The following is a 16,631-nucleotide window of genomic DNA, read 5'->3' on the forward strand; positions in this document are numbered from 1 at the left end:
GATGGCCGACGCGGATGATCCGGCCTAGACGGCAGCGGTCTGCCGGAGAAGAGTCTCCGGTGTCGCTTCACTCAACCACAGCGGATGGCGCCAAGAGCTGCGTCTACCGGAATGGGACCAACGCGGGTATCGCGGTGCGGCCACCACTCCAGCGCCCGCAAGCGGGCTCCTACGCGATCGAGCCCGCCACCCAGCCAGCGAACACCCCGGTCCTGTAGGAGCCCGCTTGCGGGCGAATCTGATGGCCGACGCGGATGATCCGGCCTAGACGGCAGCGGTCTGCCGGAGAAGAGTCTCCGGTGTCGCTTCACTCAACCACAGCGGATGGCGCCAAGAGCTGCGTCTACCGGAATGGGACCAACGCGGGTATCGCGGTGCGGCCACCACTCCAGCGCCCGCAAGCGGGCTCCTACGCGATCGAGCCCGCCACCCAGCCAGCGAACACCCCGGTTCTGTAGGAGCCCGCTTGCGGGCGAATCGGATGGTCGACGCGGATGATCCGGCCCGGAGGAGTCGCAGATAAAAAAACGCCCCGAACCAGTCGGGGCGTTTTCGTTTGTTGCGCTAGCTCAGTGGATCACGCGGGCAATACCGGCAGCTGGCTTTGCGCCAGATCGCTCAGTTCACGATTGGCCACGGCGTACATGGCGTAATCGCTCCCGGAGGCAGAGCGCAGCTCGGCCAGCATGGCCTTCCAGCGGTCGACCAGGCGACGGTTCTGCTCCAGCCAGGCTTCGACGCGCTCCTCGATGGACTCCGGGCCGCCCGGCAGTTGCAGCACGGACACCGTGATGGCCCGTTGCTGGGCATCCAGGTCATCGCGGAATGCCTCGCGGGCCAGGGCCTGCCAGTTGCTTTCCACGCTCAGGCCGCTGATCTGCTGCAGGTACCACGACAGATCCAGCGCGTCGGCAACGGCGAAGTACGCCGAGGCCACTTCGGTGGGCTCGCGGCCGGTGAGGTCTGCCGATTCGATGATCGGCAGCAGCGTGTACAGGTGCCCCGTGCCCGCCACCACGCGGGACAGCAGCTCCGGCACACCGGCTTCGACGTAGGTCTGGTAGCGCGCCATCCACTGGTCGCGAGCAGGCCCTTCGAGCAGTTCGTCCAGACGCATGGCCAGGGCCTTGACCCGTGGGCCGAGGTGGGCGACGTCGCGGGCAGCGTCCAGGTCGTTGCGACGGCTGCGTAGGTACCAGCGAGTGGCACGACGGCCGAGGCGCATCAGCTCATCCATCATGGTCAGCTGCAGATCGGCCGGCACCTGGTTGTCCAGGGCCTCGATCTGCCGCCACCAGAACGGCAGGTGGAACACGTCACGCACCACGACGTAGGCAGCGGCTACCTGCGCCGAACCCACCCCGGTGGACTCCTTCAGGCGCTGCACGAAGGTGATGCCCATGTGGTTGACCAGGTCGTTGGCGATCTGCGTGCTGACGATCTCGCGCTTGAGGCGGTGACGGCGCATGGCCTCGCCATACTGCTGGGCCAGGCGCGGCGGGAAGGCGGTCTCCATTTCGCGGGCCAGGTAATCGTCGTCGGCGATGTCGGACTTGATCAGCGACTCCTGCAGCTCGATCTTGCTGTAGGAAATCAGCACCGAGAGCTCAGGACGGGTCAGGCCCTGGCCCTTGGTGGCGCGCTCGTTGAGCTCCTCTTCGGTAGGCAGGAACTCCAGGGCACGGTCGAGCTTGCCGGTCGCTTCCATGGCCGCCATGAGGCGCTTGTATTCACCCTGACGCTCACGGGCACGACGCTCGGCAAGCGACAGGGCCTGGGTCTGCTTGTAGTTGTTGCCCAACACCAGATTGCCGACGTCTTCGGTCATCTCGGCGAGCAGCGTGTTGCGCTGCTTGCCGGTCATGTCGCCGGCGGTGACGATCTCGTTGAGCAGGATCTTGATGTTCACCTCGTGGTCGGAGCAGTCCACACCACCGGCGTTGTCGATGAAATCGGTGTTGCTGGCGCCGCCATTGAGGCCGAACTCGACACGGCCGAGCTGGGTCATGCCCAGGTTGCCGCCCTCGCCCACCACCTTGGCGCGCAGTTCACGACCGTCGACGCGCAGCAGGTCGTTGGCCTTGTCGCCGACGTCCGCATGGCTTTCCCGGCTGGATTTGACGTAGGTACCGATACCACCGTTCCAGATCAGATCCACCGGCGCCTTGAGCAGTGCATTGAGCAGCTCGGTAGGCGCCAGTTTGTCGGCCTGGATGTCGAAACGGGCCTTCATTTCCGGGCTGATGGCGATGCTCTTGGCGCTGCGCAGGAAGATGCCACCGCCCTGGGAAATCAGCGAAGTGTCGTAGTCGGCCCAGCTCGAACGTGGCAGATCGAACAGACGCTTGCGCTCGATGAAGCTGCGCGCCGCATCGGGATTCGGGTCGATGAAAATGTGCAGGTGGTTGAACGCTGCGACCATCTGCAGCGATTCGGACAGCAGCAGGCCGTTGCCGAATACGTCACCGGCCATGTCGCCGATACCGATCACGGTGGTCAGGTCCTTCTGCACGTCGATACCGCGCTCGCGGAAATGACGCTGCACGGAAACCCAGCCGCCCTTGGCGGTGATGCCCATGCCCTTGTGGTCGTAACCGGCAGAACCGCCCGAGGCGAAGGCATCGCCCAGCCAGAAGCCGTATTCGCCAGCAATGCCGTTGGCGATGTCGGAGAAGGTCGCGGTGCCCTTGTCGGCGGCGACGACCAGATAGGGGTCATCGACGTCGTGGCGTACCACGTTGGCCGGTGGCGCGACGTCGCCGTCCTTGAGGTTGTCGGTGATGTCGAGCAGCCCGCTGATGAAGATGCGGTAGCAGGCGATGGCCTCGGCCTGGATCTCGTCACGACCGCCGCCCAGAGGCAGGCGACGCGGCACGAAACCACCCTTGGCACCGACCGGCACGATTACCGCGTTCTTGACCTGTTGCGCCTTGACCAGGCCGAGCACTTCGGTACGGAAGTCCTCTTCACGGTCGGACCAGCGCAGACCGCCCCGCGCGACGTTGCCGAAGCGCAGGTGCACGCCTTCGACGCGCGGCGAGTAGACGAAAATCTCGAACTTCGGCACGGGTCGCGGCAGTTCGGGGATCGCGCTCGGGTTGAACTTGAAGCTGAAGTAATGCTTCGCCTCACCCTGGGCATCGGGCTGATAGAAGTTGGTACGCAGGGTCGCCTTGATCAGGTCCAGGTAGCGACGCAGGATGCGGTCTTCGTTGAGCACCGCGACGTTGTCCAGGGCACCGAGAATCGCCTGTTCCAGCTTGTTCTGCTTGTCCTGCAGGTCATCGGCGCCGAGCTTGCGGGCGAGGTAGAAGCGGGTCTTGAACAGACGCACCAGCTCGCGAGCGATATCGGCATGATTGAGCAGGGTGTTGGCGATGTAGCCAAGGTCGAAGCCCAGACGGATCTGCTTCAGGTAACGGGCGTAGGCACGCAGCAGCGCCACGTCGCGCCATGGCAGGCCGGCGGTCAGTACCAGGCGGTTGAAGGCATCGTTCTCGGCGTCGCCGCGCACGATGTGCACGAAGGCGTCCTGCAGGGTGTCGTTGAGCTGCTGGATGTCGAGCTTGATGCCCTCGGCATAGGTGAAGGCGAAATCGTGAATCCAGAACTCGCGACCGTTCTGGTGCTGCAGGCGATAGGGGAACTCACCGAGCACGCGCAGGCCGAGGTTCTCCAGGATCGGCAGCACGTCGGACAGCGCCAGCGGCGTATCGGCGTGATACAGCTTGCAGTGCAACTGGCGCTCACCCGGCACCAGCGGCTGGTAGAAACTCATGACCAGCGGGCGCTCCTCGGAAAGGCTGCGCAGGTGCTGCATGTCGACCACCGCCGAATGCGCCGGGAAGCGCTCGCGGTAACCGGCCGGGAAGCTTTTCGGGAAGTCGGTAAGTACGCGAGTGCCCTTGGCTTCACCGAAGTTCTCCACGACCAGGGAGGCGTAGTCATCGGTCCAGGAACGGCAGGCCTGAATGACCTCGCGCTCGAGCTGCTGCGGGTCGATGTCCAGCTTGGTCTTCGGGTCCACACGCAGGATGAACTGCACACGGGCCAATACCGACTCGGAGAAGTAGGTCCAGAACTCGCAATCGCTGGCCTGCAGGCGATCGACCAGCACCTGCTGAATGCGCAGGCGGGTCTCGGTGGAATAGATGTCGCGCGGCACGTAGGCCAGGGCATAGACGAAACGACCGTAGGGGTCGAAGCGCAGGAACAGGCGCACCTTGTTGCGCTCCTGAATCTGCACGATCGACAGCGCGGTGCTGGCCAGCTCGTCTACCGGCGTCTGGAACAGATCATCGCGCGGCAGCACTTCGAGGACCTTGACCAGCTCCTTGCTCAGGTGGCCCTGGGAGATGAAACCGGAGCGTTTCTCCACATCGGCGACCTTGCGGCGAATGTAGGGAATCTCGCGCACGCTCTCGCTGTATGCGGTGGAGGTGTAGATGCCGAGGAAACGGTACTCCTTGACCACCTTGCCTTCGCCGTCGATTTCACGGATGGAAACGAAATCCGGGTAGGCCGGACGGTGCACGCGGCTCGGCTGCGCGGCCTTGGCGAAGGACAGCAGGCTGGGTTCGCGCAAGTACGCCAGGGCGTAGGGCTCGATGCGCAGGTCGTCCTGGCTCAGACCGCTGCGCAGGCGCTTGGAAAGGCCCAGCAGCGAGCTTTCGTCGTACTGCAGGTAGCCACCGACGGCGTCGTCGTGAACGGTGAACTCCTCGTAACCGAGGAAGGTGAAGTGGTCGTCCTGCAGCCAGTCGAGAAACACCTTGATCTCGTCCAGCTCGGCGACTTCGCTCTGGCCGCGGCCAAGGGTGCCGTCGCCCAGCTTGGTCAGCAGTTCCTGAGCCTTGGCCTTCATCGGCTGGAAATCGGCAACGGAGAGGCGCACTTCTTCGAGCACTTCGAGCAGAGTCTTCTGCAGCGATTTGATCTCGGCGTTGCTGGCGCAACGGTTGATCTCCAGGAACATCAGCGATTCGCGCGTGACATCCGGGCCGGCACTGCCCTTGGGCAGCAGATCGATGAGCGCGCCCTGAGCGTCGCGACGCACGCTGAGCACGCTGTTCTGCAGGGTATGGATGCTGTAACCGCGGCGCTTGAGTTCGATACGCACGGAGTCGACGAGGAACGGGATGTCCGGGTGCAACACTTCGATGCCGGTGTGCGTGCTTTGCCAGCCATGCTTTTCATAGTCGGGGTTGAACACGCGTACCTGGGGCTGGGCAGGATCGAAACTGGCCAGCAGGCGCCAGGCAGAAAGGGTGCAACCAACCAGGTCGGAAAGACGCCGTTGCGTCAGTTCCTCGAGGGCGATGATGCCGAAGAACTGTTCAGCGAACAGGGCCACTCGTGGCAGATCCTGCTCACTGACATGCTGCGCCAGGGCCGCTTGCAGTTGATGCTGAAAGTCGGCTTTGCTGGCCGCGGTGAAGAACGCCATGTTTTTGCTCCGTCTATGGGCTATGAGGGGCTGTTGTCGTTTCAGTACGAACCGCGTTGTAGCGAGAAATCTCGCCAGGCTAGGCGGAGGACGCCGGGAATGGTGTTCCCTTGCCAAGTCCTCCAACAACGCATGGCGAAATTTCTCGCACAACCCGCAGGGCCGGGCCTGTTTTGCCGCGAGGCAGCGTTTCTCGCCACTCATTTGGAATACCAAACTTCGCGTCTCGTGCCTTGCCTCGCGGCAAAACAGGCTCCGGCGCGGTCGTGCTGAAACGACAACAGCCCCTCCTTTGCGATTCGTGTTCCATGTCCGAGTTCAACCTTAGCGCAGCGACCCGAAATTGCCCGCTCAGCCGCTTTGCCAGAGTGTTCGAACGATGACTTCTCGGTCACAGAGGCCACCTGAGCTTAACGACAGTGCAGGCGCTGACGCTTGCCGTGCGGCGACATTTTCGTTCACACGGTCCCCAGCAAAGCAGACGTCGTACAACTTCTTGCACTGTAGTGGCACAGCGCCTAAAGTCTGGCGTCAATAAAAATAATGCCAAATGGACACTACCCCATGCCGTTCTTCCTCTCCTGGAAGCAGAAGTTTCGTCTGCTGATTGTCATCACCCTCTCCAGCCTCGCGCTGATGACCGCGTCCTCGTTCTGGGCCAGCCAGAAACTCGACAACGCCCTGCAGGCCCGGGAGAACGCCACGGCCTATGCCGGCGCCTCGGCTACCCTGATGAATCAATGGCTCAAACTGGGCGCCGAACGACGCCGCCTGACGCCAGAGGGCGAAGCCGATTTCCAGGCCAGCCTCGCCTCGCTTGGCGATCTGGCGCGCCAATACGTCGAGCACGCCGGAGGTTTGAATGACGCCTCGCTGATCGATAGCGCCCGGTACATCGACGAACTGCTGCAGGACGACATACGCCTGCAGCAGAACTGGCTGGAACAGTCCCACGAACTCGGCCTCACCCCCTTCACCGGGCAACGTGCCAGGCTCGCCGAAAGCGGCAAAGGCCTCGAGCGCGTGAGCATCAGCCTGATTCAGGCCTCGATTGCCGAGGCCCTGAGCAACCAGCGCGATTACCTGGCCACCTTCGATGCGGCCTACGCCGGACGCGTGCAGGCGGCCCTGAGCGATCTGCAGGCACGCATCATCGAGTTGGAATGGCAGGACAGTCAGGTCGGCAAGGCGGTAAGCACCTATACCGCGGACTTCACAACGGCGGACACACTGATCCGGCGCATCGCCGCCACCGAGAAGCATCTGTTCGAGCAGGGTCGCCAGGTCGAAGAAAGCATCGACGCCCAGAACCTGTACCTGCAGCAGAACGTACTGAGCGCTACCACGCGCCAGGCCGAGCAGGCACGCAGCGCGGCCAACTGGACGATGGCGCTGACCTTCGTGCTGGTTTCGCTGTTCATGCTGGTCACCCTGAGCCAGGCCTCGCGCCTGCTGATGGCGCAGCTGGACAAGGTCAATCGGCTGCTGTCCCAGGTGGCCGCCGGCAACCTCACCGCGCGTATCGACGTGGGCGTCAACCCGCGTGACGAGTTCAACCAGCTGGGCAGCGCCTCCAACCAGATGACTCAGGGCATCGCCGGGGTGATTCGCCAGGTGGTCGATGGCAACCGGGAGCTCAACCACCTGCACAGTTACCTCAACGAGGCGATGCGCCGCCTGGAGGAAAACAGCACGCAGGTGGAAATGCAGACCGAACAGGCGGCCTCGGCTTCCCAGCAGATTTCCGCCACGGTCAACGAAATGGCCCAGCGCACCACCGATGTCGGCAACGCCACCCAGGCCGCCTACCAGTCGGCGCGCAACGGCGCCACGGTGATCGTCGCCAGCGCCGACAACATGCGTCACCTCTCGCAGCTGATTCAGGACACCCACACCCAGGTCACCGCCCTCACCCAGTCCAGCGGTAAGGTCACCAGCATCATCGACGTGATCAACGGCCTGGCCGACCAGACCAACCTGCTCGCCCTCAACGCTGCCATCGAGGCAGCCCGGGCCGGGGAAGCGGGCCGTGGCTTCTCGGTGGTGGCAGACGAAGTACGCTCCCTGGCCCAGAAGACCGTGGCCGCCACCACCGACATCGCGCTGATCGTCAACGAGCTGCGCCAGCAGACCCAGCGGATGGATCAATTGATGGTCAGCGGCCTGAACCTCGCCGAACAGGGCGAGCGCAGCTCCGGCGAAGTGGCCCTGGCCATCGACGGCATCACCGGCTCCATGCAACACCTGAGCACGGAGATGAATCAGGTGGTGGTCGCCATCGAGCAGATATCCAGCACCACCGAGGAGATCGCCGCCAAGGTCGAGGACATCAACCTGCACACCGGCAGGACCAAGACCCTGCGCCTGAGCCTCGACGAACATACCCAGGGCCTGTCGCGTCAGGTCGAAGCCCTCAATCACAGCGCCAATCGGTTCCGCATCGCCTGAATGGATCGCCAGCCGCATGCGCCAATGGCGCAGCGGCTGGCCGGATACGTGACCAGGCACACGATCGAAGCACCGCAGGGTGGCGATATGCGCAACAGAGCATGCCCCGCATGGCTTAACCCCCCTGCCTTCGATTATCATGGTCGGCCCTGACGAGCGGGGTCGTCGCTCGCGATTTCCATCCTGGAAAACCTATGGAACACAGAGACGCGCTGCTCGCCCTTCGCCACTTCCTGGCCAGCCAGATCCTCGGTCAGGAAAAGCTCATCGATCGCCTGTTGATCGCCCTGCTCGCTGACGGCCACATGCTGGTCGAAGGCGCCCCGGGCCTGGCCAAGACCAAAGCGATCAAGGAGCTGGCCGAAGGTATCGAAGCCGAGTTCCACCGTATCCAGTTCACCCCGGACCTGCTGCCTGCCGACATCACCGGCACCGAGATCTATCGACCGGAAACCGGCAGTTTCGTGTTCCAGCAGGGGCCGATCTTCCATAACCTGGTGCTCGCCGACGAGATCAACCGGGCGCCAGCCAAGGTACAGTCGGCACTGCTCGAGGCCATGGCCGAGCGTCAGGTGTCGGTGGGCCGTAGCACCTACGATCTGTCGCCACTGTTTCTGGTCATGGCCACCCAGAACCCGATCGAGCAGGAAGGCACCTACCCGCTTCCCGAGGCGCAGCTCGACCGCTTCCTGATGCACGTGAAGATCGGCTTCCCCGATGCCAACGTGGAACGCAAGATCCTCGCCCAGGCCCGTGGCGAGGCGCTGCACGGTGAAACCAAGCCCGATCATCGCCTCAGCCAGCAGGCGATCTTCGCGGCGCGCAAGGAAATTCTCGGCCTGTACATGGCCGATGCGGTAGAGGAATACCTGGTGCAGCTGGTCATGGCCTCACGCACCCCGGGCAAGTTCGACACCGAGCTGGCCGAGTGGATCGCCCACGGCTCCAGCCCGCGTGGCTCCATCGCCCTGGACCGCTGCGCGCGCGCCCATGCCTGGCTGGCCGGTCGCGACTTCGTCAGCCCCGAAGATATCCAGGCGGTGCTGTTCGACGTGCTGCGCCACCGCATCATCCTGTCGTTCGAGGCGGAAGCCTCGGGCATCGATCAGGATCGCGTGATCCAGCGCATCCTCGACGTGGTCGCGGTAGCCTGATGCAATCGCCCGCGGATAACCCTGAGCTGCAGGCGGGCATCCGTACCGATCTCAACCAACTCATCGACATGCGCCACCGCGTGCGTGAAGTGCAGCTGTTTTCCTCGCCTGGCAGGCGCAGCCCGCTGATCGGCCTGCACCATTCGAAGCTGCGCGGGCGCGGTGTGGACTTCGATCAGGTGCGGGTCTACCAACCCGGTGACGACGTGCGCACCATCGACTGGCGCGTTACCGCACGCACTCAGGAGCCGCATACCAAGCTGTTCCACGAAGAACGCGAGCGGCCGATCTACATTCTCGTGGAGCAGAGCCGCCAGTTGTTCTTCGGCTCCGGCCTGATGTTCAAATCGGTGCTGGCCGCCCGTGCCGCCGGGCTGATCGGCTGGGCCGCACTGGGCCATAACGATCGCATTGGTGGCCTGGTATTCGGCGGCCAGGACCATCACGAAATCAAACCGCGGCGCAGCAAACAGAGCCTGCTGCAACTGCTCAGCCGCCTGGCCCGTGCCAATCAGGCGCTGGACGGCGAGGCACCGGTCTACCGGGACAGCTTCGGTCAGGCCCTGCGCCGGGCCCGGGAAGTGCTGCGCCCCGGCAGCCTGGTGGTGATTCTTTGCGACGAACGCACCTTGAGCGACAGCAGCGAACAACAGCTGATCCTGCTCGCCAGGCATACCGACCTGTTGCTGCTGCCGGTCTCCGACCCACTCGACCACGCCCTGCCGGCATCCGGCCTGCTGCGTTTCGCCGATGGTGACGCCCAGCTGGAAGTGGACACCGAAGATGCCAACCTGCAGCACAGCTACGCAGCCCAGGCGCAGGCCCGTCAGGCACGCTGGCAGCGCCTGGCGCAGAAGCTCGGGGTGCCGCTGCTGTCGTTGTCCACTCGCCATGAGCTGGTCGAGCAGTTGCGTGAACACCTGAACAACCTGCGCCCCGGTAAATCGGCATGAACCCGCTCGATCAACTGCAGCCGCTGATCGCCCCGGCCGCCGTTGGCTGGTGGCCGCCCGCACCTGGCTGGTGGCTGCTCGCCCTGCTGTTGCCGCTGTTGGCATGGGGCGCCTGGCGCCTGCTCAAGCGGCTGCCCAAACCCACCCGCAGGCAAGCCGCCGAACAGCCCCTTGATCCGCTGCGCGAGGCGGCCCTGCAGGAACTGCAACGCCTCAGCAAACCTTACGACGGCGCCCCTGCCGGGCCCTGGCTGCAACAGATCAACGGTTTGCTCAAGCGCCTGTGCCGCGAACGTTACCCGGACAGCCACAGCCATACCCTGAGCAGCCGGGCCTGGCTGGCGTTTCTCGACAACCGCTGCCCGGCCGCCGGCCTGACCCGCTGGATGATCCTGGTCGAAGGCGCCTACAAGCCACAGTGCACGCTGGACGACAAGGCCATCGAGGGCCTCAACGGGGCCGTCGCCATCTGGATTCGCAAGCATGTTTGAGTTCGCCTGGCCGTGGATCTTTCTGCTCGCGCCGCTGCCCTGGCTGCTGCGCATGTGGCTGCCACCAGCCGACAGCGGCGAGGCCGCGTTGCAGGTGAGTTTCCTCGGCGAACTGGAAAACCTGTCCGGTCGACGTGCTCGCCTGCAACTGCCGCCCTGGAGGAAACAGGTGTATTTCGCCCTGCTCTGGCTCCTGCTGCTGAGCGCAACAGCACGCCCGGAATGGGTCGGCGAGCCGCTGCCGTTGCCGGCCAGCGGGCGTGATCTGCTGATCGCCGTGGACGTATCCGGCTCGATGGATTACGCCGACATGCGCTGGGAAGACGAGGAAGTCAGCCGCCTGGTGTTGGTCAAACACCTGATGGGCGATTTCATCGAAGGTCGCACCGGCGACCGGCTCGGGCTGATCCTGTTCGGCAGCCAGGCCTACCTGCAGGCGCCGCTGACCTTCGACCGGCAGACCGTGCGCACCTGGCTCGACGAAGCGGTGATCGGCATCGCCGGCAAGAACACCGCCATCGGCGACGCCATCGGCCTGGCGGTCAAACGGCTGCGTCAGCGGCCGGCGCACAGCCGCGTGCTGGTGCTGATCACCGATGGCGCCAACAACGGCGGCGAAATCGAGCCGATGATCGCCGCCCGCCTGGCCGCGGAAGAAGGTGTGACCATCTACCCCATCGGGATTGGCGCCGACCCGCAGCAGGGCGGCAACTTCGCGGCGTTCGGTTTCAATCCCAGCCTGGATCTGGACGAGCCGACCCTGCGCGCGATTGCCGAACTCACCGGCGGCGAGTACTTCCGCGCCCGCGATCAGAACGAATTGCAGGCCATCGAAGCGACCCTCGACCGCCTCGAGCCGGTGGCCCAGCAACCGACCCTGGCGCGCCCTGCCATGGCGCTCTACTCATGGCCCCTGGCTGCGGCCGTGGTGCTCAGCCTGGCATTGGTGATGCGTAGCCTCTGGCCACAGCTGCGTCAGCAGCGGCTAACCCTCACCCAGCGGCTGAGGCGCAAGGCACCATGAGCGAATTCGCCGGCCTGTGGCCCCACCTGCTGCGCCCCTGGTGGTTGTTGCTGCTGCCCTTGATGGCCTGGCTGCTGTGGCTGCTCACCCATCGGGAAAAACGCAGCGGCCGCTGGCAGACGTTGTTGCCGCCTGCCTTCCATGCCGTGCTGCTACGCGGCGGCCGCGGTCGCAGCAGTCGCCTGCCGTGGATCGCTCTCGGTCTGGCCTGGCTGCTGGCCATCCTGGCGCTGCTCGGCCCCAGTTGGCAGCGGGTGGAACAGAACGACATGAAGCCGGCCGATCCGCTGGTGGTGATGCTCGAACTGACCCCGCAGATGCTGGCCAGCGACGCCTCGCCCAACCGCCTGGCCCAGGCCCGCCGCAAACTGCTCGACCTGCTGCAGGCCCGCGGTGACGCACAGACCGCCATCGTGGTGTACGCCGGTAGCGCCCACACCGTGGTACCGCTGTCGGACGACCTGGGCACCAGCCGCAACCTCCTCGAAGCGCTCAAGCCATCGATCATGCCGGAACCGGGCAAGCGCGCCGACCTGGCTGTGGCCAAGGCTCTGCAATTGCTCGAGGGCGGCGCTCAGGGCCAGGGGCGTCTGCTGCTGATCACCAGCAGTCTCGATGACAGCGAACGCAGCGCCATCGGCAAGCTGCTCGGCAGCCGTGGCGAGCGCCTGCGCATTCTCGGTGTCGGCAGCAGCGAGGGCGCACCGATCGTCCAGGAAGACGGCACCTTCATGAAAGACGATCAGGGCGCCATCCTCATCCCGCGCCTGGACACCGCCGGGTTGAGCCGGTTCGCTCGCGAGCTCGGCGGCCAATACCGCGCCATCAGCCTCGACGAGCGCGACCTGCGTACCCTCGGCCTGCTCGATGGCCCGCAGCAGTTGCGCGACAATGGCCACAAGACGCAACTGCGCAGCTGGGCCGATCAGGGCTACTGGCTGTTGCTGCCCCTGCTGTTGCTGGCGGCCTGTGCCGGGCGCCGCGGCTGGCTGCTGTGTCTGCCGCTGCTGTTGCTGGGCACCCCGCAGACGGGCATGGCGTTCAGCTTCGACGACCTCTGGCTGCGTGCCGATCAGCAGGGCCAGCGGCTGCTCGAAGCGCAGCGCCCCAAGGAGGCCGCAGAACGTTTCGACGATCCGCAGTGGCGCGGCCTGGCGCTTTACCAAGCCGGAGACTACGCCGCCGCTGCCGAGCAGTTCGCCCAGAGCGACAGCGCGGTGTCGCTGTACAACCGCGGCAACGCCCTGGCCCGCAGCAACGAGTTGGAAGCTGCCGTGGACGCCTACGAACGCGCGCTGGAAATCGACCCGCAGTTGCTGCAGGCGCAAAAGAACAAGGCACTGGTGGAAGAACTGCTGCGCCAGCGTGAACAGCAGCAAAGCCAGCAGAAAGACCAGCCGGACGAGCAGCAGCGCGAGGAACACGACGAACAGCAGCAGCCCGGTCAATCTGCGGCGCCTACACCGGACGAGCGCGAGAGCAGTCAGGGCCAGCCTGGCACGCCGCAGGAGCAACAGCCACCGAGCGATCCGAAAACCTCGCCGGGCCAGCCCTCCGAGACAGGGGAGAACGCAGAAACGCCGGCATCACCACCGGCCGATACGGGCACGGCGGAAGTCGATGGACCGCTCGATGGCGAGCGCCGCCAGGCTCTTGAACAATGGCTGCGGCAAATCCCCGATGACCCGGGCGAATTGCTGCGCCGCAAATTCTGGTACGAACAGCAACAGCGTCAGGAACAGCCACGATGACCCGCCTGCTCTGCACCCTGCTCCTCTGTCTGCTGGCGTTTCAGGCCAGCGCGCAGGACTTTATCGCCAGCGTCGACCGCAGCCGGCTGAACCTCGGCGAAAGCGTCGACCTGACACTGGAGTCCACGGACTCCACCCAGTTCGGCAAACCCGACCTGGCGCCGCTCAACGAACTCTTCGAAGTGCTCGGCACCCGCCAGGTCAATCGTCTCACCACGCTGGATGGCGAAGCCCGCGCCACCACACGCTGGATCGTCACCCTGCGACCGCGCCACAGCGGCTATGTGGTGGTGCCTCCGCTGCGCCTGGGCAACTCGCAGAGTCAGCCGATCAGCCTGCACGTGCTGGAGTCGACCACCAAGAGTGCGGACGAGCAGATGGCACCGGTGTTCATCGATGCCAGCCTGGATCACGAGAGCGTCTACGTGCAGGCGCAGAGCGTGCTGACCCTGCGCATCTACCACTCAGTGTCGCTGTACGACGACAGCAGCCTGACGCCGCTGGAAATCGCCGATGCCCGCGTCGAATCCCTGGGCGAACCACGCACCTATGAACAGGACATTGGCGGCGTCCGCCATGGAGTGATCGAGCTGCGTTATGCGATCTTCCCGCAGAAGAGCGGCCAGCTGACGATTCCCGGCCAGGTGTTCAGCGCCACCCTGGTCGATCGCTCCAACAAGAACGACTACCTGCCATTCGGGCCGCGCCCCGGCAAGGTCACGCGGGTCAAATCCCCGGAAATACCGCTGACGGTCAAGGCAAAGCCTGCCGATTACCCCGCTGACGTGCCCTGGCTGCCGGCCCGCGCCCTGAGCCTGGCCGAGGCCTGGAGCCCGGAGCCCGGCCAGGTCAAGGTCGGTGACTCGCTGACCCGCAGCCTGATGCTCAAGGCCGACGGACTCTCAAGTGCTCAGTTGCCGCCGCTGCCAGCGACCACCGTGGACGGTCTGCGCCGCTATCCGGACCAGCCGCAGTTGAACAATGAAAGCAGCGAGCGCGGCCTGATCGGCAGCCGAGAGGAGCGTGAGGCCCTGGTGGCCAGCAAGGCCGGCACGCTGGAGCTGCCGGCAGTCGAGGTGGTGTGGTGGAACACCCACGAAGACCGCCTGGAGCGCAGCAGCCTCCCGGGACGCAGCCTGGAAGTGGCAGCGGACCCGGCCATGAGCGTGGAGCAACCGGTGGAGCCGCGCCCGCGCAGCGCCCCTGTCGAGGACGTCCTGCTGTGGCCATGGCAGCTGAGCAGCGTGCTGTTCGCCCTGACCACTGTGCTCGGCTTCGGCCTGTGGTGGCACGCACGGCGCCAGCCAGCCATCCAGCGCGCCGCACAGAGCGGCCCGAGCCCACGCACCCTGCTCGACGATCTCAAGCGCGCCTGCCTGGCCAACGACAGCCAGGCCACCCGCCAGGCCCTCGACGCCTGGGCACGCCAGCAACCGGAAACCCTGGCCGATATGGCAGCCCGGTTCGCACCGCTGTCCGAAGCCCTCGATGGCCTCAACGGCGCGCTGTACAGCGAAAGTGGCCAGCACTGGCAGGGCGCTCAGCTGTGGCAGGCCATCGGCGAGCTGCCGGCAGCCGAAAGCGCTCAGGAAAACGGCCCGGAAACCACCCAGTTGCCACCTCTTTATCCTCGCTGAACAGGAAAGGCCAATGATCGAGCAGCCGGTGTCCGCGCTTCCCAGCTTCTGGCGTGACGCCGAGCTGCCCTTCGTCGAACTGCGCTCGATCGAGGATGGCCGCCAGGTCTGCTATGGCCGGCACAGCCACGAGATCTTCTCCATCGGAGCAATCACCCGTGGGCAGAGCACCTACAGCAATCGCGATGTGGACCGTCACGTCAGCCAGGGCACGGTAGTGCTGATGAATCCCGGCGACGTGCACGCCTGCAACCCCATCGACGGGCAACCCTGGTCGTACCTGATGCTGTATGTCGACCCGCAGTGGCTGGGCCACCTGCAGCAAGCGCAGGGGCTGACCGATACGCCGGTCTTCCAGCGCTTCGCCTGCATCGCCAGTGACGATGCCGAACTGTATGAGGGCCTGCTGCAACTGCGTGAAACCTTGCTCGACCCCAGCCTTGGCGCGAACGGCAAGGCCGCTCAGGCCACGGCCTTCTTCAACCTCGCGCTGCAACGCCTGGCGCTGGAGGGCGACAGCGATGAGCGCATGAACCCACGCCTGGAACACGCCGCCCGCCTGATCCACCAGCACTGCGGGGAAACGCTCAGGCTCGACACCCTGTGCGAAGCCGCGCAGCTGTCACCGTCGCAACTGATTCGTGGTTTCAAGCAACGTTACGGCATGACGCCCCACGCCTACCTGCTCAACCGCCGCATCCAGTTCGCCCACTCCCGCCTGAAGAACGGCGCCCCACTGGCCGACGTGGCTCTGGAAGCCGGCTTCGCCGACCAGGCCCATTTCCAGCGCACCTTCAAGCAATTCCTCGCCGCCACCCCCGGCCAGTACCGCGGCTAGGGACAACCACGCAATAACCCGGCCCAATGCCGAGCTCCGGTTCTGTGGCGCTCTAAGAACCTGTTCATAATCTTTCAGCCCAGGTTCATCGATTTCGGCAGCTAAGTGGCGGGAGCGGCCTTTTGTAGGGTGGACGACGCTTCACCCGTCCACCGCTCTGCGATCGTAATGGTGGACAAAAAGAGCGTTGTCCACCCTACGCAGGAATGCCTTGTAGTTGCCGCTTCATGCGCATAAAGACCGTGAATAGGCTTTAACGGGCTTACGCCAACACCAGATAACCCGCACTGGCCACCAACAACCCCGCCAGCACCCGATTGAAAACCCGCACCCGCTGCGGCGCCTGCAGGTACGGCTGCAAGCAGGTACCGGCATAGGCCCAGCAGGCCAGCGAGAGGTAGCAGACCACGCAGTAGATCGCGGCGAACTGCCAGACCAGCAAGGCCTCACCATCGGCAACGAAGGCGCCCATGCCAGCGATTGCCGCCAGCCAGGCTTTGGGATTCAGCCATTGCATGAGCGCGCCGTGCATGAACGAAGCGACCGGTGCGCCCTCGCCCGCCTGCAGCGCCCCATCGTCGGCTGCCAATCGCCACGCCAGGTACAACAAGAAAGCCACGCCCGCCCACTGAATCGCCACGGTCAGCCCGGGTAATAGTGACAACAGTTCGTGCAGCCCCATGCCGATCAGCACCAGCAGCAACGTGAAGCCCAGCGTCGCGCCAGCGACATGTCGCAACGCAACCCGCAATCCGTGCCGCGCACCGGTGCTCAGCGAAAGCAGATTGACCGGTCCGGGAGAAATGGATGCGGCCAGTGCAAAGGCCGCCATGGACAGAAACAGACTCATCACGCATGCCCCCACCACTGATTTGGAGTGAGGCAAATT

Annotated in this window: 10 protein-coding genes; 8 read left to right on the plus strand and 2 right to left on the minus strand. The window is 64.8% G+C overall.

All coding sequences use genetic code 11. The features are described 5' to 3' along the window. Positions 1-577: 577 nt before the first annotated feature. Complete coding sequence (locus ACT9T4_RS21765; RefSeq protein ID WP_499118881.1) at positions 578-5,446, minus strand: NAD-glutamate dehydrogenase; 4,869 nt, start codon at positions 5,444-5,446, stop codon at positions 578-580. Positions 5,447-6,010: 564 nt separating this feature from the next. Here ACT9T4_RS21765 and ACT9T4_RS21770 point away from each other — a divergent pair. The 8 genes from ACT9T4_RS21770 (at position 6,011) to ACT9T4_RS21805 (ending at position 15,742) form a co-directional block, all read left to right on the plus strand. Further along, entirely contained in the window at positions 6,011-7,894 is a 1,884-nt protein-coding gene (locus ACT9T4_RS21770) for a methyl-accepting chemotaxis protein (RefSeq protein ID WP_499118883.1), read from the plus strand. Positions 7,895-8,088: 194 nt separating this feature from the next. Next, on the plus strand, positions 8,089-9,048 hold the full coding sequence (locus ACT9T4_RS21775; RefSeq protein WP_042552852.1) for an AAA family ATPase: 960 nt from the start codon (positions 8,089-8,091) through the stop codon (positions 9,046-9,048). Then, positions 9,048-10,001, plus strand: coding sequence for a DUF58 domain-containing protein (locus tag ACT9T4_RS21780; RefSeq protein ID WP_042552851.1), 954 nt, complete (start codon positions 9,048-9,050; stop codon positions 9,999-10,001). The genes ACT9T4_RS21775 and ACT9T4_RS21780 overlap by 1 nt, the downstream gene beginning before the upstream one ends. Further along, positions 9,998-10,492 (plus strand): DUF4381 domain-containing protein, encoded by a 495-nt coding sequence (locus ACT9T4_RS21785; protein ID WP_042552850.1) that lies wholly within the window; start codon positions 9,998-10,000, stop codon positions 10,490-10,492. Before ACT9T4_RS21780 ends, ACT9T4_RS21785 begins: the two co-directional genes overlap by 4 nt. After that, positions 10,485-11,516: a vWA domain-containing protein gene (locus ACT9T4_RS21790; RefSeq protein WP_499118885.1), complete on the plus strand. Its 1,032-nt coding sequence runs from the start codon at positions 10,485-10,487 to the stop codon at positions 11,514-11,516. The genes ACT9T4_RS21785 and ACT9T4_RS21790 overlap by 8 nt, the downstream gene beginning before the upstream one ends. Further along, complete coding sequence (locus ACT9T4_RS21795; RefSeq protein ID WP_499118887.1) at positions 11,513-13,267, plus strand: VWA domain-containing protein; 1,755 nt, start codon at positions 11,513-11,515, stop codon at positions 13,265-13,267. Before ACT9T4_RS21790 ends, ACT9T4_RS21795 begins: the two co-directional genes overlap by 4 nt. Further along, a complete protein-coding gene (locus tag ACT9T4_RS21800) occupies positions 13,264-14,904 on the plus strand; it encodes a BatD family protein (protein WP_042552847.1) in 1,641 nt (546 codons plus the stop codon). The genes ACT9T4_RS21795 and ACT9T4_RS21800 overlap by 4 nt, the downstream gene beginning before the upstream one ends. Positions 14,905-14,917: 13 nt before the next feature. Next, positions 14,918-15,742, plus strand: coding sequence for a helix-turn-helix domain-containing protein (locus tag ACT9T4_RS21805; protein ID WP_499118889.1), 825 nt, complete (start codon positions 14,918-14,920; stop codon positions 15,740-15,742). A 262-nt stretch (positions 15,743-16,004) separates the two neighbouring features. Here the strand turns inward: ACT9T4_RS21805 and ACT9T4_RS21810 are convergent, their stop codons facing one another. Further along, positions 16,005-16,592 (minus strand): LysE family translocator, encoded by a 588-nt coding sequence (locus tag ACT9T4_RS21810; RefSeq protein WP_042552845.1) that lies wholly within the window; start codon positions 16,590-16,592, stop codon positions 16,005-16,007. Positions 16,593-16,631: the final 39 nt, after the last annotated feature.

The sequence above is a fragment of the Pseudomonas sp. SZ40 genome (assembly GCF_052958135.1).

Bases quoted from the DNA above. Each gene is read 5' to 3' on its own strand.
- ACT9T4_RS21790 (WP_499118885.1), top strand. From the start codon at position 10,485: ATGTTTGAGTTCGCCTGGCCGTGGATCTTTCTGCTCGCGCCGCTGCCC.
- ACT9T4_RS21785 (WP_042552850.1), top strand. From the start codon at position 9,998: ATGAACCCGCTCGATCAACTGCAGCCGCTGATCGCCCCGGCCGCCGTT.
- ACT9T4_RS21775 (WP_042552852.1), top strand. From the start codon at position 8,089: ATGGAACACAGAGACGCGCTGCTCGCCCTTCGCCACTTCCTGGCCAGC.
- ACT9T4_RS21780 (WP_042552851.1), top strand. From the start codon at position 9,048: ATGCAATCGCCCGCGGATAACCCTGAGCTGCAGGCGGGCATCCGTACC.
- ACT9T4_RS21800 (WP_042552847.1), top strand. From the start codon at position 13,264: ATGACCCGCCTGCTCTGCACCCTGCTCCTCTGTCTGCTGGCGTTTCAG.
- ACT9T4_RS21770 (WP_499118883.1), top strand. From the start codon at position 6,011: ATGCCGTTCTTCCTCTCCTGGAAGCAGAAGTTTCGTCTGCTGATTGTC.
- ACT9T4_RS21765 (WP_499118881.1), bottom strand. From the start codon at position 5,446: ATGGCGTTCTTCACCGCGGCCAGCAAAGCCGACTTTCAGCATCAACTG.
- ACT9T4_RS21795 (WP_499118887.1), top strand. From the start codon at position 11,513: ATGAGCGAATTCGCCGGCCTGTGGCCCCACCTGCTGCGCCCCTGGTGG.
- ACT9T4_RS21810 (WP_042552845.1), bottom strand. From the start codon at position 16,592: ATGAGTCTGTTTCTGTCCATGGCGGCCTTTGCACTGGCCGCATCCATT.
- ACT9T4_RS21805 (WP_499118889.1), top strand. From the start codon at position 14,918: ATGATCGAGCAGCCGGTGTCCGCGCTTCCCAGCTTCTGGCGTGACGCC.